This is a genomic window from Martinezella sp. CNPSo 3957 (genome assembly GCF_057784395.1).
This window is the reverse complement of record NZ_JBXSOU010000015.1, coordinates 63,774-85,918: the sequence shown is the minus strand read 5'-3', so window position 1 is coordinate 85,918 and position 22,145 is coordinate 63,774. Positions and strand designations below refer to the sequence as shown.

10 protein-coding genes are annotated in these 22,145 nt (G+C 60.0%); 8 read left to right on the top strand and 2 right to left on the bottom strand.

Features of this window, described 5'->3' with window-relative positions; genetic code table 11:
- The first annotated feature begins 11 nt into the window (after window positions 1-11).
- The 7 genes from tssG to AC13QE_RS26550 are packed head-to-tail and all read left to right on the top strand — an operon-like array spanning window position 12 to window position 10,860.
- Entirely contained in the window at window positions 12-1,037 is a 1,026-nt protein-coding gene (gene tssG, locus AC13QE_RS26580; RefSeq protein WP_488485959.1) for a type VI secretion system baseplate subunit TssG, read from the top strand.
- Window positions 1,027-2,220 carry an FHA domain-containing protein gene (locus AC13QE_RS26575; protein ID WP_488485958.1) on the top strand — a complete coding sequence of 398 codons (1,194 nt, stop codon included), beginning with the start codon at window positions 1,027-1,029 and terminating at the stop codon, window positions 2,218-2,220. Before tssG ends, AC13QE_RS26575 begins: the two co-directional genes overlap by 11 nt.
- Window positions 2,217-3,557, top strand: coding sequence for a type VI secretion system baseplate subunit TssK (tssK, locus tag AC13QE_RS26570; RefSeq protein ID WP_488485957.1), 1,341 nt, complete (start codon window positions 2,217-2,219; stop codon window positions 3,555-3,557). Before AC13QE_RS26575 ends, tssK begins: the two co-directional genes overlap by 4 nt.
- Window positions 3,554-5,077 (top strand): type VI secretion system protein TssL, long form, encoded by a 1,524-nt coding sequence (gene tssL, locus AC13QE_RS26565; protein ID WP_488485956.1) that lies wholly within the window; start codon window positions 3,554-3,556, stop codon window positions 5,075-5,077. Before tssK ends, tssL begins: the two co-directional genes overlap by 4 nt.
- A complete protein-coding gene (tssM, locus tag AC13QE_RS26560) occupies window positions 5,074-8,556 on the top strand; it encodes a type VI secretion system membrane subunit TssM (RefSeq protein WP_488485955.1) in 3,483 nt (1,160 codons plus the stop codon). Before tssL ends, tssM begins: the two co-directional genes overlap by 4 nt.
- 10 nt (window positions 8,557-8,566) lie before the next feature.
- On the top strand, window positions 8,567-9,952 hold the full coding sequence (tagF, locus tag AC13QE_RS26555; RefSeq protein WP_488485954.1) for a type VI secretion system-associated protein TagF: 1,386 nt from the start codon (window positions 8,567-8,569) through the stop codon (window positions 9,950-9,952).
- On the top strand, window positions 9,949-10,860 hold the full coding sequence (locus tag AC13QE_RS26550) for a protein kinase domain-containing protein (RefSeq protein WP_488485953.1): 912 nt from the start codon (window positions 9,949-9,951) through the stop codon (window positions 10,858-10,860). The genes tagF and AC13QE_RS26550 overlap by 4 nt, the downstream gene beginning before the upstream one ends.
- An 11-nt stretch (window positions 10,861-10,871) precedes the next feature.
- On the opposite strand, the gene AC13QE_RS26545 is transcribed toward AC13QE_RS26550, so the two are convergent.
- Both AC13QE_RS26545 and AC13QE_RS26540 read right to left on the bottom strand, forming a co-directional pair.
- Window positions 10,872-12,014 (bottom strand): polysaccharide biosynthesis/export family protein, encoded by a 1,143-nt coding sequence (locus AC13QE_RS26545; protein WP_488485952.1) that lies wholly within the window; start codon window positions 12,012-12,014, stop codon window positions 10,872-10,874.
- A gap of 794 nt (window positions 12,015-12,808) precedes the next feature.
- On the bottom strand, window positions 12,809-13,291 hold the full coding sequence (locus AC13QE_RS26540; protein ID WP_488485951.1) for a hypothetical protein: 483 nt from the start codon (window positions 13,289-13,291) through the stop codon (window positions 12,809-12,811).
- A gap of 349 nt (window positions 13,292-13,640) precedes the next feature.
- On the opposite strand from AC13QE_RS26540, the gene AC13QE_RS26535 reads away from it, so the two are divergent.
- Window positions 13,641-22,133 (top strand): glycoside hydrolase family 94 protein, encoded by an 8,493-nt coding sequence (locus AC13QE_RS26535; RefSeq protein ID WP_488485950.1) that lies wholly within the window; start codon window positions 13,641-13,643, stop codon window positions 22,131-22,133.
- The last annotated feature ends 12 nt before the right edge of the window (window positions 22,134-22,145 follow it).

Here is a 22,145-nt window from a genome sequence, read left to right as displayed (position 1 = left end):
GATCGGAAGCGATGGACCAGTTCCGGCCAAGTGATAGCGAAATGCTTGCTGCGCTGCTCGAACGCGACCCCGGTCGCTTCGAACCGTCGACGGCGTTTCGCGTTGCCCAGCACGCGGCTGGCGATCATTTGACCGTGTCCTCACCCGTTGGCGTTTCGCCGGCTCCGCTTGCCGTCAGCGATTTCAAGAGGAAGGGCGCGACGGGGTCGGTCAAGGCCAGCATGGCTGGCCTGCTCGGCCCGCTCGGCGCAATGCCGCCGAGTTACAATGAGCTGGTCATCCGCGAAGAGCGCAATCGCGCTCATGGCCTTTCGAGCTTCTTCGATCTCTTCACTAGCCGCCTCGCCGAGCTATTCGTCGATGCGAGCGAGAAATATCGCCTTGCCCGGCGGCTGCGATGGAGTCCGGACAGAAACGGCAATGCCTTCATCAAGACGCTATTTTCGCTGGCAGGCTTCGGTACGGCGCGGCTGAAGGAAAAGGTTCGCCCCGACGACGAACTGATCCTCAGATTTTCCGGCTTCTTTGCGGCGCGGACCCGCAATGCGGTCAACCTGCAGGCCATGCTGCAGGAGTTCAGCGGCCTGCCTGTCGCGATCGAACTGTTCAAAGGCAGATGGCTTACCATTCCCGAGAGCGAGCGCAGCCGCATGGGGCAGCCGCAGGGCGTGCAGCTCGGCATCAACTCAATGGCGGGCGCTGCAATCCATGATTTCGGCGGCAGCTTCCGTGTCGTTGTCGGGCCTGTCGACTATGAGGATTACCGATCTCTTGCCCCGGGCAGCGCCAATATCGATGCGCTGTTTGCCCTGACGCGGCTTTATGTCGATCCCTCGCTCGAGTTCGACATCCAGGTGGTTCTGAAGAAGGAACATATCCCCTTCTGCCGGCTCGGCGAAAGCGGTGATCCACCGAGGCTTGGATGGAACAGCTGGGCACGCATTGCCGCGGCGGATCGCGACAGCGGCGATGCTATCATCGCCGAGCCACATAAGGCGCAGGGACAATCCGACCAGGGAGGCCTCCATGCGGCTTGAACTGCGGCAAACATCCGGAGAAGGCTCCAGCAAGGGGTGGTGCTTCGAGCGTGGCAAGCGCACGCTCGGGCGGTCGCCGGATTGCGACTGGCAGGTTACCGATCAACAGCGTTCGATCTCGAAGGTTCACTGCGTGATCGAACGCGATCGTGCCGGCTTCCTCCTGCGCGACCAGAGCGCCAACGGGACCCGCGTGGATGGCGTTACCATTCTGGAAGGCGAGACGGCAAGGCTTGCCGATAAATCCAAGATCGCATTCGGCAATATCGCCTTCACCGTCGTCATCACCGGAGAAGCCGACCGCGATATCGAGGATCCCGCAGACGGCCTGCGTCTCAGCGATGAAACCATGACGATCTCGTCGATCCTTGCTGACATCGCGCCTGGCGGCGGCACGGCAACTGGGGTGCTTGGCCAGCGGACCGGCGACGACTGGATCACCGCGTTTCCGCAATCATCGAAAAAAGGCAAGTCGCCAAGCAGGAATGTTGATATCGGCTGGAACGGTCCACCTGATGTCAACGGCATCAAGCCGGTACTTCCGGACGATTGGAACTCGGAATTCGAGCTGGGCAGCCAGCTCGAACATGGCGCAGCGACACATGTTTCCGTGGCCGTTGCCCGCAGTTCCGGATCGGAGGTCGCCGAGACTGCCAAAGCGATCATCCCGGCCAACGATATGCGTGTCGTCGATGATGCGGATCAAGGCGCGGACGATACGAGTTTTGCGCTGCAATTCGATCCGCTGCGACAGCTTGAAGCACTGGTCTCGACGCTGGAGCAGACACTCGATGACGAAGCGTCCGTTTTTGGAATTGAAGACAACCGGACTCACGCATCCGCTTCGCTGTTCAGCCGCGAACGGACGGAGCAACTCGCTGACCGCCTTCGATCGCTCATTTCGAGGCAATCCACGCTTAACGCCGGTCTTGAAAACCTTGTTCGTGAGGCCCATCGGATGTTTGAGCCGCGCATGGTCGAGGCGCATGTCGATGCCTCCCAGCGCAAGGCGCTTTGGCGCGGCAACGGCGATTACTGGAAGGCCTACCGCGCGCAGTTCGAAAGGGACGGCAAAAGCATTTCGGTCCGCGATCTGCTGGCCGAGGCCTTCAGCGCCTCCGCCGACGGCCGCGACGAAGACGATACCACCAGTTTGGCAGAGAGGACGGGCAACACCCGATGAAGAACGAAAATCGCGTGGCTTGGAGCGAGGGCATGTTCCTTCGCGTGCAGCATTTTCAGCAGGCCGACCGCTGGACGGAGCGGCTGGTCCGAACGACTGCGCGGGGGCTTGCACCTTACCCCTGGGGCATTGCAGAGATCGGCATCGATCGCAGCGCGCTCTCGATCGGCCAGTTTGCACTGTCGAACCTGCGCGGCATCCTGCCCGACGGCACGCCTTTCGAAGCGCCTGTTGATGCGGATCTGCCGCCCCCCCTGGAGCTCGACGATTCCACGAAGAACGCTATCGTCTATCTGGCCCTGCCTAGCCGTCAGCCTGGCAGAGCCGATGTCGCCATGAATGGCAGCGCCATGCGCAACAGCGTGCGCATCACCGCCTCGCAATACGAGGCACCGGACGCCAATCTGGAGACCGACTTCATGGCGCCGATCGATGTTGGCCGACTGAGTCTGCGTTACCTGAAGACCGGTGACGAACTGGCCGGCTACGATCTGATCGGCCTTGCCCGTATCATCGAGGTTCGTTCCGACCGGTCGGTCATTCTCGATCCGGACTACATCGCTCCCTCGCTGAATTGTGCGGCCGAAGCGCGGCTGAACGAACTCATCACCGAATTGCTCGGCATCGTGCGGCATCGGGCAGAGGCGATCGCCGAGCGCATTGGCGATCCGACGGTGCGTGGGACTGCGGAAGTGGGCGATTATTTTCTGCTGCATATTCTCAATCGCGCCGACCCCATGTTACGCCACATTGCGGCAAATGCTTCGCGCATGCATCCGATCATCTTCTACGAGGAATGCATTCAGCTAGCCGGCGAACTCGCCACGTTCACAACTGATCGCAAGCGGGCCACCGATTTCCCACCCTATCGCCATGACGATCTGAAGGCGACATTTGCCGCTGTGTTCAACGATCTGCGCGCCTCGCTTTCCGCAGTGCTCGAGCAGGCCGCCGTTGCGATCGAACTCATCGAACGGCGTCACGACGTGCGCGTCGGTACCATCAACGACCGCTCGCTGCTCAAGGATGCGGGCTTTGTGCTTGCGGTTCGCGCCGAGATGTCGGCCGAAGATGTCAGGCGCAAGCTGCCCGCGCAGATCAAGATCGGACCTGTAGAGCGGATTGCCGAACTGGTCAATGTCGCGCTGCCCGGCATTCCCGCCAGGCCGCTTCCCGTGCTGCCGCGGCAGCTGCCATACCGGTCCGGCACGATCTACTTCGAACTCGATACGAAAAATCCGCTTTGGAAACAGCTTGATACCTCCGGCGCGATCGCGCTGCATCTTGCGGGCGACTTCCCTGGCCTGGAGATGGAACTGTGGGCTCTCAGAGAATGAACACACCGCGCTCAACACCCTGGCACGAGCTGCCGACGATCATCGAGCTGACCGAGGACGGCGCGCGCAAGAACGAAGCCGCCCGCAAGATGGCCGATATTCTCGATGAGGAGCTGGATAAGCAGCCAAACGGCAAATCGGGCAATGCAGCCGGCGGCTGGTCCGTCGACGCGTTGATCCGCGGCTTTCGCTTTGGCGGTGATGATGTTCCGACCATCGTGCGCTCGGCCGCACCATTGCTCAATCTCGCCCACAGCCTGCGCAACACCGAAGAACAGCCCGACATTGCCGAGCTCAGGCGCGTGACGATCGATGCAGTCGGACGTTATGAGCGCGATCTTGCGAGTGCGCGCATCAGCCCGGAGCGGGCACGCGCGGCGCACTATGTCATCTGTGCGACGATTGACGATGTCGTTTTAAGCAAGCCTTGGGGCGTGCGCGCCGGCTGGGCGCGATCCGGCCTGGTCTCGACCTTCCACATGGACGTGACCGGGGGCGATCGCGTCTTCGATCTGCTCGACCATTTCCAGCAGAGCCCGGGCACCAATAAGGACCTGCTGCTTCTCATCTATCTCTGCCTGTCGCTCGCCTTCGAAGGCCGCACGCGCGTTTCGCCGCGCGGATCGTTGGAACTTGGGCGCATCCGTGACAGCCTCTATAAGACCCTGCTCGGTCAATATGGCGTTTTCGAACGCGAGCTATCGCCGCACTGGCGCGGCGTTTCGGCGCGCCACAAGCCGTTGCGCACGGCCGTTGCGCTTTGGACGATCCTTTCCGTCCTCGCGCTTCTGTTTGCGCTCGGCTACATGTTTTTCACGCTTTCGCTTAACAACGCCTCCGACGCAACCTTTGAGCGCCTGGCCAACCTGCCGCCGCGCGATATGCCAAGCGTTCTGATCGACGCTCCCAAGCCCAAAGAAGTCGCACAGACGCCGCCGCCTGTGAGGAAGCAGCCGGAGACACCGCCACCGGTCAAGGCGCAACCAACGCCGCTCGACAATCTGCTCGCCTTCCTGCAGCCGGAAGTCGACCGCAAGCTGGTCACTCTGTCGAATTCCAATGGCAGGCTGCTGGTGCGCATCAATAATTCCGGCCTGTTCGACACGGGCAGCGCCGAAGTCAGCGATAAATTCCGGGATCTCCTGCAGCGCATCGGTGGGGCATTGGCTTCAGAAAAATTCCGCGCCGTCGTTGTCGGCTATACCGACAATGTGCCGATCCGCACGGCTCAGTTTCCGTCGAACTGGCATCTTTCAGAAGCCCGCGCCCGCGCCGTCGGCGATATCTTGGCTGCCTATACCGGCAAGGATGCCATCTTGACCGAAGGTCGCGCCGACAGCGATCCGCTGGCAGGCAACGATACGGCGGAAGGACGCGAGGCCAACCGCCGGACGGAGATCCTGGTGCTGACCGACCCAACACAACGCCTCGGCGATGCCGCCCTCAATCCGCAGGCAACGCCACAGACGCCACGCGGTAATGCGCCGGCGACATCTGCGACGACAGGAGAAGCCCGATGAATCCGCTTGGCGCGTTTTATACGCTTCGCGCCTACGTCTCGGCCTATGCCGGTCTGCTCGGTCAGCGCTTCATATCGCTGATCTGGGTCGTGGCGATCTGCGTCGTCGTCTGGTTCTACGGCTCCATGGCCGGCTACGGCAGCTTCAAGCCGCTGGCAGGCACCGGCGCACGGATGATCGCGATCGGCGTGATCATAGCGGGTTGGCTGATCTACATGTTGGTCACGACCCTGCGCGCCCGCAAACGGGACAAGGCTCTCGTAGAAGGTATTGCCGACGACGCGGCCAGCCAGCAGGCGGAAGTGGGCGAAATCCATAGCCGCCTGAAGGAAGCCCTGCTACTTCTGCGCCGCATCAGCAAGAAGCGTTTCGGCTATATCTACGAACTGCCCTGGTATGTCATCTTCGGCGCGCCGGGATCGGGTAAGACGACCGCGCTCACCAATTCGGGTCTGAAGTTCCCGCTCGGCGATGCGATGGGCAGCAATTCGGTGCAGGGCGCCGGAGGCACTCGCAACTGCAATTGGTGGTTCGCCGACGAGGCGATCCTGATCGACACCGCTGGCCGTTACACCACGCAGGACGATTTGAATGGTGCGTCCAAGGCCGGATGGGAAGGCTTTCTCGGGCTCTTGCGCAAATACCGCCGCTCGCAGCCGATCAACGGCGCCCTTGTCACCCTCTCGATCGGCGACCTTCTCAGCCGCGAGCAGGAGGTGCAGCTCGAGGAGGTGCGTTCCATTCGCAAACGCCTGTCGGAGCTCGACGAGTTCCTGCATGCGCGCGTACCCGTCTATGTCGTCCTGACGAAGGCCGATCTTCTAACCGGTTTTGTCGAGTTCTTCGACGGCCTGGCAAAGACCGATCGCGAGCAGGTCTGGGGCACGACTTTCGATCTCGACGAGAGCTACAAAGGCGAGAACCTGCCCGAGCGTTTCATGGAAGAGTTCGCGCTGTTGCAGCAGCGGGTCGATGCCATGCTGATCGAGCGCCTGCAGCAGGAGCCGAATATCGAGGTACGCGGCCGCATCTTCCGCTTCCCCGCTGAGCTTGCCTCTTTGGGCGAGCGTCTTCAGGAGCTGTTGACCGAACTCTGCGCCTCTTCCAACCTTATCGAATCCCCCCTCGTTCGCGGCGTCTATTTCGCTTCGGGCACGCAGAGCCGTGAGACGGATACGCCGCGCACCCGGCGCAGCTATTTCCTGTCGCGTCTGTTCAAGGAGGTTATCTTCGGCGAGGCGTCGCTGGTTGCCCGCGACAGACGCCTGTCGGGCCGGCAAGCCATGATCAGGCGGATCGCCTATGGCGCCGCCGCCGTCGCGCTGGCGATCGTCTTTACCGGCTGGACGGCAACCTATTTTCAGAACTCGCGCGCGATCGCCGCAGCCGAGCGGCGGATCGACAATTACGAGAAACTCGCAAGCGGCATTCAAGTCCGCGACGTGACCGATGCTGATTTCCTGCGGATCCTGCCGGCGCTCGACAATCTGCGCTCGGTCAACAGCGGTTTCGACGAGGCGCGCGTCTGGCCCACGAGTTTCGGCCTCGACCAAGGTGATAAGATCGCCAGCCGCCAGCGCGGAGCCTATCAGCGCGCCTTGAACGCGCTGCTTCTGCCTCGTATGCTCGTTGCACTTCAAAATGAGCTCAAGCAGACCTCGGATGTTCAAAAGACCTTCGACGCCTTGAAGTTGTACGGCATGCTGGGTGGATTGGGGCCGTCCGACAGGGATTTCGTCTCGCAGCAATCGGAAGACATGTTTGCAGCACTTTACCCCGGTGAAGGACGCTCGGCCACGCGCAAAGCGCTGGCTGCTCACGTAGAGGCCATGGCAGCGGGCAGCCTGCCCGCAATCGAGCTGGACAATGCCCTGATTGCCAAGGCACGGGAAACGATCCACTCGCAAAGTCTTGCAGCCCGAGCCTATGATATCCTTATCCATTCTCGGCAGGCTCGCCAGCTTGATGCTTGGCTCCCCACCGACGCATTGGGACCGCTCGGAGCCCAGATTTTCGAGCGCAAATCCAAGGCAACGCTGCGTGAGGGCATTCCAGGAATTTTCACGGGCAAGGGCTATCGTGACGTTGTGTTGCCGATGGTCGCGACCGCCGCCTCGGAAGCGCTCAACGAGCAATGGGTTCGCGGCGACAGCGGTGCACCGCCTCCGGGAATGACCGCGGACGCGATTTCCCAGGCGACGCTGCAGCTTTATTTCGACGCATTCCAGCAGCAATGGTCTTCGCTGCTTGCTGATCTGCAGGTACGCCCGTCGAGCACCCTTGCCGATGCGACCGAGACGGCGCGCATCCTGGCAGCCAATCCAAGCCCTATTGAAATGGCGCTGAAATCCATTGCCAGCGCCACCGACCTGCGTCCGGCAGCACGCGCAGAAGTTGCCTCGCTAGACGATGTTCCGGACGCAGCTCTGACCGCCGCCACTACGGGCGCTGTCAGCGCGCCCGATCCTTACGGTCCGCTGCGAGCCGCGCTCGAGGCGAATGTCGCCAATACACAACCGGCATCACAGGACGGCAAGGCCAGCGGCAGCGATAACCCGCGTTCGCAGATCCAGGGTCTCCAGCCAATCCTGCAGAACATCTACGGCCAGTTGTCGCGCGCTGCGAACTCGACGGCAGAGGTCGCACGCGTCTTCGATGCCGGCGGTCAGCTCGCCAATGCCAATCAGGATCTGGTGCAGCAGGCCCGAGGGCTGCCGACACCGGCAGACGCATGGATGGTCGCAGTCGCAACCGATATTGGTTCGCTGGCAGTCAAGGCGGCACGCAGCCGCGTCAACGATCTTTGGGCAAGCGAAGGCGCCGATCTCTGCGCCCGTATCGTCAACGGCCGTTATCCTTTCGATCGATCTTCCAGCCAGGATATCGCCATGGCGGACTTTGTGCGGCTCTTCGGGCCGCAAGGGCTGTTCCAATCTTTCTTTAAGAGCCGGTTAGAAGCCTTCGTCGACACGAGCGCGCAGCCCTGGGGCTGGCGTGGCACGTTCGGCGGCGACAGCATCCCAAGTCAGGCTATCGCCCAGTTCGAAAATGCCAGCAAGATCGAGCATGCTTTCTTCCCTGCCGGTAGCGAGAAACCGGCTATCTCGATCAACATCAAGCCCGTGTCGCTATCGGATTCGGCCAATGCCGTAATCATGGATATCGCGGGCGAGCGCGTCGTCTACAACCACGGACGTGTCGTGCCTAAATCCATTGCTTGGCCGGCGGCCGGTGCAGCGAACCAGTCTCAGATCGCATTTTTGCCGGGAGGCTGGCAGGAAGCTATGACACAGTCCGGCGACTGGTCGCCCTTCCGACTGTTCGATGCCGCCAAAGTGACGGTCCAGGCCCCCGATCTCTTCCGAGCTCGATTTGAAGACAAGGGCCAGACGGCGGAATTCGACGTGCAATTCGGTTCGGTGCTCAATCCCTTCCGGCTGCAGGCATTGTCCGATTTCAGCTGCCCGGCGCAGTTCTGACGGTCGGCCGATGAACGAACCGCTCGCCCGCACCCAATCGCCGATGCAAGCCGATGCGGTCGGCTTTTTCGGAAAGTTGCCGACCCACGGCGATTTCGTCTCCGCCGCACTTGGCTCCCGGCTGCAAGGCGAACTCGATCAATGGATTCGACGCGGCCTGATTGCCCTGGAAGCCGCATTGGGGCCGGATTGGCGCCGGCCGTTTCACGCGATGTCCCCTTGGCGCTTCGTCGTGAACAAAGGCGTCTGGGCGCCGGCTGCCATAGCGGGTGTCCTCCTGCCCAGCCGCGATCGCGTAGGCCGCAGCTTCCCATTGATTATCGCCGCTCAGCTACCGCACTTTTCGGGCCAGCTCCGCGATCTCTGCGAAGACGACAGCTGGTTCACCGCCGCCGAAGCCTTGGCGGAGACCTCCGACAAGGCCGATTTCGAGATGAAGCGTTTCCTCGAAGGCATCACGCGGCTTCGTCCACCGTTCATCGACAAGCAATCGACCGGAATGCAGTCTGCCGCAATCAGCAATTCTCCGGCACCGGCCTCGCTCTGGTGGCGTATCAATCCCGGCACGCGGCAAGGCAAGGGGTTCCGAACCGCAGCCGCTCCCGCAGCCCAGGATTTCGTCAAGCTCGTCACGGCGGATGCCCCGAAAGTTCCAGTCGCCGCCGAACCCGAGATATCTTCCGTTGCTACCGCCGCGATCGAAGTGCCGCAAACGGCGAAGGTAGGATCAGCAGATTTTGCGATAGCATACAGCCATGCCAGTCACGCCGGAACACGTCTTTCGTTGAATGCCGATGCACTTCTTCTAAGTGCCGTGCCGCATATCTTCGCGATTGCAGATGGTGTCGGCGATGGATTCGGGGCCATCGAAGCGGCGAGGATAACAACGGGAATCCTCGCCGGTATCCCGCAGCGCGATGAGCTGCACCTCTTGCTACAGGATATCAAGAGCAAGCTCGGCCACGCCCACGCGATCCTGCGCGCCAAGGGCGCAACCGCGGAGCGTGAGCCTCCCATCGCCAGTGTCGTCAGCGCCACATTGCTCAATGGCGAATTTGTCGCCATATGGGCAGGAGATGCGCGGTGCTATTTGATGCGCGATGGAATGATGCGGTTGTTGACCCGCGACCACATCGAGATCGGCCTCAGGCGTACACTCGGCCGTGCCCTAGGGCTGAAGGATCAATTTATCTCGGAAACCACTGGTGACCGGCTTCAGCGCGGCGACCGGCTTCTGCTTGCAAGCGGCCCGCTCTCCCGGACCCTTACCGATCGCGTCATTGCCGAGATCCTACTCGAAACACCGCTGGAACGAGCGGCGGAAGCACTGATCCAGGAAGCGCTTATCGCGAACTGCCGCGAGAATGTCAGCGCCATCGTCGTTGGCGTAACATGAGTGGAGATACGAGCGACGCGGATATCAGACGAATCGCGGCAAGCTTTGCGGAGCTGCTGCAGCTGCTCACCTATGACGGCGAAGCCGAACGACCAAAAGAGGTGAGCGATCTTCTGATCGATCAATTGCGCGATGCATTGGACCGACGCCTGCCTTACCTTCCCGAGGGTGAACCGGCTTTCATCGGAAATACCTTTCTTGTCGAAGCGATTGTACACCGCAACGAGCGCACGGAAATCAGTCGGTTGCGCCATCGCGATCTTGGCACCTTTCATGCCATGAAAACCATCCCACCGGATCGGGCAAATGAAGCAACCGCCAAAGCCTTACTGCTACGTGAAGCAAGCATCGGCATGACGTTTCGCAGTAGGGACCTTGCCTCCGCTCAATGCGCAATAAGACTAACCGATGGCCGGCCGGCGCTCATTATGGAATGGATCGGACCATCCTTGTCGCAACGGCTGGCGCAAGGTCCTATCTCAGCGACCGATGTCAAGGCGGCCGCAAAATGCCTTCTTGCCGGGCTGAGCGCAATCCATCGCGCCGGTTACATTCATGGCGATATTTCACCAGCTAACCTTTTGCTGGGCGAAGGAAATTTCGATCGCTTGAAGATTGCCGATTTCGGTACCGCGGTAGAGTGCGGAACCCGATACCGCCATCTCGATATTGCCAGGGCGGCGACGCCCGGCTTCACCGCGCCAGAGGTTTCAGGCGACACCGCCATGCAGATCAGCGCCGACCTCTTTTCGGCCGGACGCGTCATCAACCTGCTTCTGGACCATTGCGACGAGACCCAGGAATCGATCGTTCAGATCAGGGCTACTGCCCGACATCTAGCGGACCCGGCGCCTTCCAAAAGGCCGCCGAATGTGATGGCGGCCCTTGCCTTGATCGAGGCGGTCTAGTTCCAACCCTGTCAGTTCGAGGCGGAGCTGCCAGGAAGCGGGGCCGCGGCCGTCGGCGCGCTCTTTTGATAGACGGTCAACAGCTTGGCAAAATCGACCGTGTCTGCATTGCTGGCAAAAATTGTGTCGCCATCCTGCATCTTGAACTGCTGCATCAGCACGAAGTTCGAGACCTGCTTAAGATTGACGCTGTAGATGACCGGCTTGACCGAAACGATGGTCGGAGCGCTGGCGCTCTTGGCGAGGCTCGAAGCAACCTGCGAATAGATCTTCTGGTTCCGGAAAAGATAGAAGTTGCGGGAGTCAGCGCGGTCATCGAGCAGGCCGCCGGCGCGGGCAAGCGCCTGCGCCAAGGTAGTTTGGCCGGGCTCAAGCGGGAACTCGCCGACGCTCTTGAAGGCGCCGAGCGCAGTAAAGGTCTGCAAAGAGCCACTGACGAACAGCTGATCGCCAGGCAAGAGGCGCACGTTCTGCTTGCTATCCTGAAGGATGCGATCCAGCGGCGCGCTCGCCCTTTGCGAACCGCGCGTCAGCGTCACGGTCGTGTTGGCCGGCGCAGACGATGCACCGCCGGCGAGCGCAAGAACGTCAAGCACGCGTTCTCCGCGGGCCGTCAACGGGAAACGGCCGGCAGAGCGAACCTTGCCATCGACCGTAACGGCGCTGGAGGGCTTGTCGACGACCGTGACGACGGCCTGAGGGTTGACCGAGGAACCTTTGAGGGCGGTGACGATCTTGGACTGCAGCCCTTCCGGGGTCGAATCGATGACGCGCTGTTTGCCGACATAGGGCATGGTAACGAAACCGCGGGAATCGACGGTGAAGCGACCGAGATTGAGCGATTTGCTCTGCGTGGCAGACAACAATCCATCCTCGCCGGTATCCAGCACCGTTACGTCGAATACGTCGCCCGGACGCAGACGGGCATCCGAAAAGCCGCCAGAGCGCAAGCTCGTAAGCCCCTGATCGGTGGACGAATAGGACGGCACAACAACCTGTGCACCCATCGGAGCTTCGGAGAGCGGCACGACCGGAATCTGCCGCTGCGTGCCGGGCATCCTCGCATTGCGAATGTTGAGGGCGCTTGGCCCATCAGACGGCCCTGCACAGGCGCTGAGGACAACCAAGGGTAAAATCGCCGCCCATTTCCGCATTCCGGAATCTCCTTCGGATGTTAGAAGCAAGGCAGAAATATCAACCAGAAGGCGGGAGGCAATATCCGGACCTAACAAATAATGAATTATGACAGTTCGGTTGTTTACTATTGTGTCCAAATGGCAACCGAAGGGCGGCTCAACATCTCTCTAACCGCGCTCGGGGCGGCCAAATTCGGCGCCCGAGCGCCTAAAATGAGAGCGCCACAGCGAATCGAATTTCAAAAATCGCGAGAGCGTCGATTGAGGATACGACAGCTCAAACCACTCAACCGGTTGGATTTTTCAATTGGCCGAATATCCTTTTACCCGCATTGGTAACATTTGAAGTGCTGATCGTTTCCGTATTCCTCGCGTTACAGTCTTGGAGTGCCTGCTACCAAGGGATGTTGTTGGCCCGATCGCTGTTTGCAGTTGGTAGGATTTGAATCGGAACCCCATCTCTTTTACGGAAACTGTTGTGAATGTGTAATACACTGCCGTCCATCTCTTTGCTCCCAAGAGGGATTGGAACTCGCGGCCTCGTTTGAGGCCGAGAGACCCTCTGCCAAAAACTTAGCGATTGAGATGCGAGATGGGCTGCATTCAGCCAAAATAATTGATGAGCTCCGCCTAAGGGTTCAGCGCATTACTGAGGTCACGCAGTCCGTCCATCAGTATCATGGGATCCGAGGGAGAAAACAGGAAGGCGACGGCCTGATAGAAAGCGCGTGTGTCTCGCCGCCTCTGCGTGGTAAGCTTACGCAGTGGCACGAAGTTCGGCTGAAAACTGCAAAGTACGCTAGGATCCTGGCCTAGAGCGCGGCTCTCAGTCTGACGCGCTCCTCAGGTGATAGGCGACTTGCTACAGCAATCAAGAGATTGGTCAAAACATGATCATCTGCCGATCGATTGTTTTGGCTTTGATAGAAATCGCTGGTTACGCTGATCCGACAGGCTGTGCTCGGCGATTTGCCGTAGCCGGCAAGAAATGTCGTGAGCGCTTCCGTCAACTCTTGATTGAGATGATCGGCTTGGGGCACAGAGGTGAACCAGGATTGTAGCTGCTTCTCCGCTCGACGCCCATCCCGTCTGTCATCGTACTTCTTCGCCGTCATATCCTTATAGGCACAAAACTTCATCGGCGCGAAGAGCCACTTGCCATCTTCGGTTTGAAGTGCATACCAAGCGCGAGCATATGCCAGGCGACGCCGAAGGTCAGCGCTGCTGTCTAGCTCCGCCTTGAATCGCTCGATATTTTGAAGCACATGAGAAAGTGTCGGTGCGATCACGGACATTTAAGCTCCCCCTTCTAGTAATTCATTCCCTTGTGAATTTATTGGATCAAATACGCCGTCAGATCGTGTGTCAATAATTCAGGAATAAGATGATTTTGTTTTGCCTCAAGGAGCTTTGCAGGAAAGCTCAGCGAGAATGGCCGATTGCTTCAAGACGGCAATTCCGACGGCCGCCAAGGTCGCCCGCCGGCCAAGACAATTAATCCTGCGTTCAGGGTGGTGCGGCTAGTTAGGCGGCAATCATTGCCCCAGTTGCGGTTAGCTGGGGTGTTGCAACGAAGATCTCGGGCTCCGGGTTCTCGTTTCTGGAACTTTGCATTCGAGAAACGACGAGAAAAGCGAAAGACACATGTCGTCTAAAGATACTGTCAACGATTCTGCTCCAACTCCTCAGATGGCTCATTCGGATCGCGAATTCGGAATTCGCGCCGCTCTTTTGTCCAACCATCAACTGAGAGCGACGGCAGCAAAGTTTGCAGAAACTCGCAGGCTTGATCTCCTTAAATTCAATAGTTTCGATTTCTATCTCCGGCATAAGGAGAACGAAAACGAGATTCTGCGGGTCTATCGCGCCGCAGCTGCCGATGTCGATGCTGGCGAAAGCATCACGCCGGCTGCCGAATGGCTGCTCGACAACCACTACATCGTCGAAGAGGCAATCCAGGAAGTTCGCCGCGACTTTCCGAAGAAATTCTATCGCGAACTGCGCAAGATCAATCTCGACGGCACTGAGGTGCCGCGCACCCTCGCGCTTGCCTGGCTCTACATGGCGCATGCGCACAGCAATATCAGCAATGCCGGCATGACCGCGGTCACCGAAGGGTTCCAGGACCGCGAAACCTTGCGGATCGGCGAACTCTGGGCGTTACCTTCGCTGGTGCGCTATGTGTTGATCGACAATCTTCGCCGGGTGGCATCGCAGATCGATAAGAGCCGCGAAATGCGCGCGGCGGCCAATGCAGCGGCCACCGAGGTAGTTTCGCTCGGTGACGCCGGCGCAGCACAATATCTGGAGACGCTGGCAGCCAATCTCGACGACACGACCTTCGTCACGCAGCTGCATTATCGGCTTCGCAATGCGCTGGAACCAACCGAAGCTGCGTTGAACTGGCTGGAGGCCAAGCTTTCCGCCAAGGGCACGGATGCAGAAGCCGTCATGTCGGCCGAGCAGACCCGCCTCGGCGCGGCCAATGCGCTGATGGGCAGCATCATCAAGAGCCTGCGAGAGATCAACGACACCGACTGGTCAGAGTGGGTCGAAGAGGTCAGTACCATCGACAAGCTGCTCTGGCAGCAGACGGACTATGCCGAGCTCGATGCCGGCTCCCGCAACAGCTACCGCCGCCAGATCGAAAAGCTCGCAAAGCGCTCCGACAAGACGGAAATGGATATTGCCGAAGCTGCGGTCCGGCTGACCAACCGTGCAAAGAATGAGAGCGGGGACGGATCTGCAAGCAACGTTGGCTACTATTTCGTGGGCAACGGGCGTCCGGCGCTGGAGGCGGAGATCGGCTTCCGGCCGACGCTTGGCCTTCGATTCATGCGGGTGGTCCGCAAGCTGAACTGGCTCTCGATCGCCGTTCCCGTGCTTCTCCTGACATTGCTGGCGCTCGTCCTGGTCGAATGGGCATTCGTCGATGCGGGAATGCCGCTGTTTGCGACGATCGTTCTGCTGCTGATGTTCGCGCTTCCGGCATCCGAGGGTGCGACCGGCCTCTTCAATTTCTTTGCCACCTTCTTCATCACACCGGATCGTCTCGTCGGCTATGAATTCAAGAAGGGCTTGCCTGCGGACGCCCGCACGCTTGTCACTATTCCTTCCCTGATCGGCAGGCGTGAGCACGTCGATGAACTCGTCCGCAATCTTGAGGTGCATTACCTTGCTAATGCCCGCGGCGAGATCTACTACGCACTCCTGACCGACTGGCCGGATGCCGAGGAAGAACAGAGCGCCCGCGATCTCGACGTTCTCGATTATGCGCGCAGCAAGATCGCCGAATTGGAATCACGTTATTCGGAAGAAGGCAAGCAGCGCTTCTATCTTCTGCATCGCCGCCGGCAATATAACTCGGCCGAAGGCGTCTGGATGGGCTGGGAGCGCAAGCGCGGCAAGTTGCACGAGCTCAATATGCTGCTGCGCGGCAGCTCGGACACGAGCTTTATCGCAGGCGTCGATGTTGTGCCGGCAGACGTCAAATATGTTATGACGCTTGACAGCGATACGCGCGTTGTTCGCGATACTGTCACGAAGCTCGTCGGCAAGATGCACCATCCGATCAATCGACCGGTTTTCGACGACAAGAAGCAGCGCGTCGTTGATGGCTATGGCGTGCTGCAGCCGCGCGTGACGCCGTCGCTGACGACGGGCAAGGACGCATCGACCTTCCAGCGCGTCTTCTCGGTCAATCGTGGTCTCGACCCTTACGTCTTTGCGGTTTCCGACGTTTATCAGGACATCACCGGCGAGGGTACCTTCACCGGCAAGGGCCTTTATCATGTCGACGCCTTCGAGGCCTCGCTGAAGGGCCGGATTAGCGAGAACTCGATATTGAGCCACGATCTGCTCGAAGGCTCGATGGCACGATGCGCGCTTGTGACGGACTGCGAACTGGTGGAGGATTTCCCCATCCGCTACGAAGTGGAGGTCTCGCGTCAGCATCGCTGGGCACGCGGCGACTGGCAGCTTATTCCCTACATTTTCGACGAGCGTCGTGGCATTACTGCACTCGGCGGCTGGAAGATGCTCGACAATTTGCGCCGCTCGCTGACGCCGATCGCCTGGTTTTTCGCTTCAGTGCTCGGTTGGTACTGGATGGATCCTTTCGGCGCGCTCATCTGGCAGATCCTGCTGATCTTCAGCCTGTTCGTTGCCCCGACATTGTCGCTGATCAATGGCATCATCCCGCGAACCAGCGACATTATCCTCCCGGCGCATCTCCATACTGTCTGGAAAGATATTGAGAATGCCAATGCCCAGGTGGCGCTGCGTATCATCTTCATCGCCGACATCGCCTGCGTCATGGCTGATGCGATTGTGCGCTCGCTCTACCGCATGTTCGTCAGCCGCAAACTGATGTTGCAGTGGCGCACCGCCGCAAGTGCGCAGGCTATGGCCCAGACGACGATCCTCGGCCATTACAAGGTCATGTGGCGCGCCCCGCTGCTCGCCATTCTGGCGCTGGTCTTCGCCGTCTCTTCCGGCGACATCGCTTGGCTGGTCGGACTTCCTTTCGTGTTTCTCTGGGTGCTGTCGCCAGCCATCGCCTGGCTGGTCAGCCAGACGGCGGAAACCGAAGATCGGCTCGTCGTGCCAGACCACGTCCGCAACGAATTGCGCAAGATCGCGAGACGTACCTGGCGCTATTTCGACCACTTCGTCGTTCCCGATCAGCATTTCCTGCCGCCGGACAACGTTCAGCAAACGCCGCATGCCGTGGTTGCCATGCGTACCTCCCCGACCAATATCGGCGTCTATCTGCTGTCGGTCATTTCGGCGCGTCGTTTCGGCTGGATTTCGTTTGAGGACGCGGTCAAGCGCATCGAACAGACGATCGAGACGGTCGAAAAGCTGGAAAAGTATCGAGGTCATCTTTTCAACTGGTATCATACCGACACGTTGAAGCCGCTGGGCCGCAAATATGTATCCTCGGTCGATAGCGGAAATTTTGCCGGCCATCTGATTGCCGTTTCATCCGCATGCCGTATCTGGGCTCAGTCTCCTCTTGCCCATATCCACACCGATCTTGATGGCATCGGCGATGTCGCGGCAATTCTGCGCGAGGTGCTTTCCGATCTCGATGACGATACGCAGTCGAACCGATCCCTCCATGACCGGCTCGAGGGCCGTATCGCAGAGCTTGAAGCGGCGGTCGCGACCGGTAAACGCGAGAAGGAATTCTCCTCGGGTCTCATCGAACGATTTGCCGGACAGGCTCGGGAAATCCGCGAACTTGCCGGAAGCCTTGACAGAGAAGTCAAGACCACGCGGAGCGAGGAGGTCGTTCATTGGGCGGAGAAGCTGGTAGAAACCTGCGAACTCCATCAGGTCGACAAGGCTTTCGATCCCGCCCAGGTGCCTGATATCAGCGAAAGGCTGGTCCGAATCGGAAATCGCGCTCGTGAAATCGCCTTCGATATGGATTTCAGCTTCCTCTATCGCCCGGAGCGCCGGCTGCTGTCGATCGGCTTCCGCGTCGAGACAGAAGAAGTGGATGCCGCCTGCTACGATCTGCTTGCTTCGGAAGCTCGTCTGACAAGCCTCTTCTCCGTAGCAAAAGGTGATTTGCCGACGGAGCATTGGTACAAGCTCGGCCGCCACGTCGTGCCCGTCGGCACGCGCGGTGCGCTGGTCTCGTGGTCCGGCTCGATGTTCGAATATCTGATGCCACCTCTCGTCATGCAGGAGCGTAGCGGCGGGATTCTCAACCAGACCAACAATCTGATCGTTCTCGAGCAAATGAACTATGCGCGCAAGCTTGGCACGCCGTGGGGCATCTCGGAAGCGGCCTTCAACGCCCGCGATCATCAGATGAACTATCAGTACAGCAACTTCGGGGTGCCGACGCTCGGTCTGAAACGCGGTCTCGGACAGAACGCCGTCATCGCGCCCTATGCCTCGTTGCTCGCCAGCCAGTACAATCCGGTCGCAGCCCTCGAAAACCTCGAGCGGTTGCGGGCCGTTGGCGCGCTCGGCATGTATGGTTTCCATGATGCCGTCGATTTCACGGCAAGCCGCGTGCCCGAGGGCAAGCAATGCGCGGTGGTTTACAACTACTATGCGCACCACCACGGCATGTCGATTGCCGCGGTTGCCAATGTGGCTTTCGATGGTCTGTTGCGCGAGCTGTTCCATGCGGATCCAGTAATCGAGGCAGCCGAGCTGTTGCTGCAGGAAAAGGCTCCCCGTGACATCCCCGTCATGGCCTCGAAGCACGAAACCGATGCGCCCGCGACCATCCAGGGCGACCTGATGCGTCCGGAAGTGCGACGCCTGGAAGATCCAGCCTCACGCGAGCGCGAGTTGCTGCTGTTGTCGAACGGCCGTTACTCTACGATGCTGACGGCGACCGGCTCCGGCTACAGTCGCTGGAAAAATCTCTCCGTCAATCGTTGGCGTGCCGATCCGACCGAGGATCGCTGGGGCTCGTTCATCTTCATGCGTGACACCGCATCAAACGAATGGTGGTCTGCAACCGCGGAGCCCCGTTCGATTGCCAACGAGCATGTTCGGGTCAGCTTCAGCGACGACAAGGCGGAGTTCATCAAGACCGTCGGTGAGCTGACAAGCGAAATGGAAGTTTTCGTCGCAAGCAATTACGATGCGGAAGGCCGCCGCCTGACGATCAGCAACACCGGCACGGAAGATCGGGTCATCGAAGTGACCTCGTACATGGAGCCCGTTGCCACGCTCGACGGCGTCGATACGGGTCACCCCGTCTTTGCCCGCATGTTCCTGAAAACCGAGGTTGCCACCAAAGGTGATGCGATCTTCGTCGAGCGCCAGAAACGCGGCGTGACGGATCCCGAAGTCGCCATCGCCCATCTCATCGTCGATACGTCGGGCGAGAGCCTGCAGACACAGTATGAGACGGATCGCATGCGCTTCCTTGGGCGAGGGCGCACGCTGACGGAGGCTGCGGCCTTCGACGCCGGTGCGGAACTTTCCAATTCCAGTGGCTTCACGATGGATACCTGCCTGTCGCTGCGCCGGACGCTTCGCGTACCGGCCGGTGAGAAGGTCAGTGTTACCTTCTGGACGATTGCCTCGGCCGAACGCGCCGAACTCGAGGCGGCGGTCGAGCACTATCGCCAGCCGGAAAGCTTTGCCCAGGGTCTCGTTCAGGCCTGGACGAGAACGCAGAGCCAGCTGCGCCAGATCGGCGTCAATTCGAAGGAGGCGGCCGCCTACCAGCGCTTTGCCCGCTACATCATCTATCCGGACATGGCGCTACGTGCAGACAACGAGGCCATCCGCAAGGGGCTGAATTCGCAGTCTGTTCTCTGGGGCGCGACATTGTCCGGCGATGCGCCATTGATGACCTTGCGCATTACCGACGAGCTCGGCACGGATCTTGTCAAGGAATTGCTGCGTGCGCAGGGCCTCTTGCAGTCGCGCGGAGTCGAGGTCGATCTCGTCATCTTCAACGAGCGCACCGGTGAGACGGCTGCCGAAATGCAGCGCACCATCGACCAGCTCTGTGACGCGGCGCGGCACGCCAGCGAGGTTGCCGGCATCCAGCGCAATATCTACGTCCTGCGCAAGGATCTGACGGCTCCGGAGGCCTATGACGCCATCATCGCCGCCTCGCGCGTCGTGCTGCGCGGTCGCGACGGCAGCCTCATCGATCAGGTGCAGAAGGCTCGTTCCGTTTCCGGTTCGCCTGCGCTGCTTGGTCAGTGGGGCGATTCCACCCTGGTGCCGCGTATGGTTCGTGACACTGGCGGAATACCGCCGGTCGATGGCAGCGATCTTGCCTTCTGGAACGGCTATGGCGGATTTGCGGCCGACGGCAGCGAATATGTCGTGCGCCTATCCGGCGGCGAACAGACGCCGCATCCGTGGGTCAACGTAATCGCCAATGAGAATTTCGGCTTCCATGTCTCGGCTGAAGGCGCTGCTTTCACCTGGAGCCAGAACTCCCGCGACCATCAGCTGACGCCTTGGACCAACGACATGGTCACAAACCGCCCGGGCGAGGCCTTCTACCTGAAGGATCTTGATCGTGGCTCCGTCATCGTGCCGTACGCCTCGCTGGCCCAGCGCGCAGACACGCGTTTCGAAGCCCGTCATGGGCTTGGCTATTCGATCTTTTCGACGGTTCAGGACGAGATTTCTCTGGAGGTCACCCAGACCCTCGACATGGAAAAGCCCGTCAAGCTGACACAGCTGCGCATCCGCAATGATGCGGGTGAAGCACGCAAGCTGCGTCTTTACGGCTACGCTGAATGGATTCTCGGCAACAACCCGACCAAGAGCAAGCCCTTCGTCATATCGAGCTTCGACAGCGTGAGCGGAGCGGTCTTTGCGAAAAATCCGTTCAGCGTAAACTTCGGCACGCGTGTCGCAGCTTTTGCGGCAAGTGAAACACCGTCGAGCGTCTCCACCAGCCGCCGCGAATTCATCGGCCGGCACGGAACGATCCAGCAGCCGCGCACGGTTTCGGCCGGCTCGCGGCTCTCCAATGCCGTCGACCTCGATGGAGATCCGGCGGCTGCCATGGCATTCGATCTGACGATCGAGCCCGGCGAAGTGCGCAACATCTGCTTCTATATGGGTGACGCCGCCTCGCAGGAAGAAGCCGCCACTCTCATCGCCGAGATACGCTCCGTCGGCTTTGGCGACGTTCTTGAGAAGACGCGTGGGTTCTGGAAGACCTTCACCGGTAAGACACGTGTCTCGACGCCGGACCAGCGGCTTGACTTCATGGTCAACAATTGGCTGCCTTATCAGACCTATAGCTGCCGCATCATGGCTCGCACCGCCTTCTACCAGTCGAGCGGCGCGTGGAACCTGCGCGACCAGCTGCAGGATTCGCTGGCCTTTCTGCTGCATTCGCCTGAAATCGCACGCAATCAGATCCTCAATACCGGCCGCCGTCAGTTCCCGGAAGGCGACTTCCAGCACTGGTGGTTGGCAGACAGCGGCGCGGGCGTTCGTACGAACATCTCCGACGATCCGGTCTGGCTCGCCTATGCCGTCGACCAGTATTGCACGGTGACCGGCGATAGTTCGATCATGGACGAGATGCTGCCCTTCGTCGAAGGTGCACAGCTCAGCCCCGGCCAGTACGACGCCTTCCTGCAGCCGCGTGTTTCCGACGAGACCGCTTCGCTCTACGAACATGCTGCTCTCGGCCTCGATCTCGCGATCAAACGCACGGGCGTCAACGGCCTGCCGTTGATGATGAGTGGTGACTGGTGCGACAAGATGGATCGTGTCGGCATCGCCGGCCGCGGCGAGAGCGTTTGGTTGGGCTGGTTCCTTGCAGGAGCCTTGCGCCGCTTCATCGCTTATGCCGAAACGCGCGGTGACACGCAACGCATCAGCCGTTGGTCGGATCATCTTGAAAAGCTCAAAGCCGCGATCGAAACGGCCGGCTGGGATGGCGAATATTATCGCCGAGGCTACTACGACAACGGCGCGCCTCTCGGCTCCAGCCAATCGGCGGAGGACAAGATCGACTCGATTGCCCAATCCTGGAGCGTGCTCTCGGGCGAGGGAGATGCCGATCGCAGCAACATGGCCATGAATGCAGTCCTCGATAAACTGGTTGATAACGAAGGTAGGCTTATCCGCCTGCTGACGCCGCCTTTCGTCAAGCCGGTCAATGATCCGGGCGTGATCAAGGCCTACCCCCCGGGCGTCCGTGAAAATGGCGGCCAATACACACATGCCGCCACGTGGACGGCTCTTGCCCTTGCCCGGATGGGCCGCGGCGAAGACGCCTGGCGCGCTGTCGAGATGCTGAATCCGATCAACCACGCACTCGACAAATCGTCTGCGGATACCTATCGCGTCGAACCCTATGTGATCGCCGGCGACGTTTATGGAGAAGGCGACCTCAGGGGCCGCGGTGGCTGGAGCTGGTATACCGGTTCGGCCGGGTGGTTCTATCGTGTTGCAATCGAAGGCATTCTCGGTATTTGCACCGAAAGCGGGCGGTTGTACGTCAAGCCTGTATTGCCTGCCGGATGGGACGGCTACTCGGTTGCGCTGGAGCTGCCCAGCGGCAGATACGAGATTTCGGTTTCGAGAGTTGACGCGACAAGCGGATATTCGGTCGCGATCAATGGGACCGCAATCGATGATCTGCAGGAGGGATATATGCTCGCGGCATCGTAGGCGAAATCTCGC

What these genes read in the sequence shown, in the direction of transcription:
- AC13QE_RS26545 (WP_488485952.1), bottom strand. Translation starts at nt 12,014, where the DNA reads ATGCGGAAATGGGCGGCGATTTTACCCTTGGTTGTCCTCAGCGCCTGT.
- tagF (WP_488485954.1), top strand. Translation starts at nt 8,567, where the DNA reads ATGAACGAACCGCTCGCCCGCACCCAATCGCCGATGCAAGCCGATGCG.
- tssG (WP_488485959.1), top strand. Translation starts at nt 12, where the DNA reads ATGGACCAGTTCCGGCCAAGTGATAGCGAAATGCTTGCTGCGCTGCTC.
- AC13QE_RS26550 (WP_488485953.1), top strand. Translation starts at nt 9,949, where the DNA reads ATGAGTGGAGATACGAGCGACGCGGATATCAGACGAATCGCGGCAAGC.
- tssK (WP_488485957.1), top strand. Translation starts at nt 2,217, where the DNA reads ATGAAGAACGAAAATCGCGTGGCTTGGAGCGAGGGCATGTTCCTTCGC.
- AC13QE_RS26540 (WP_488485951.1), bottom strand. Translation starts at nt 13,291, where the DNA reads ATGTCCGTGATCGCACCGACACTTTCTCATGTGCTTCAAAATATCGAG.
- AC13QE_RS26535 (WP_488485950.1), top strand. Translation starts at nt 13,641, where the DNA reads ATGTCGTCTAAAGATACTGTCAACGATTCTGCTCCAACTCCTCAGATG.
- tssL (WP_488485956.1), top strand. Translation starts at nt 3,554, where the DNA reads ATGAACACACCGCGCTCAACACCCTGGCACGAGCTGCCGACGATCATC.
- AC13QE_RS26575 (WP_488485958.1), top strand. Translation starts at nt 1,027, where the DNA reads ATGCGGCTTGAACTGCGGCAAACATCCGGAGAAGGCTCCAGCAAGGGG.
- tssM (WP_488485955.1), top strand. Translation starts at nt 5,074, where the DNA reads ATGAATCCGCTTGGCGCGTTTTATACGCTTCGCGCCTACGTCTCGGCC.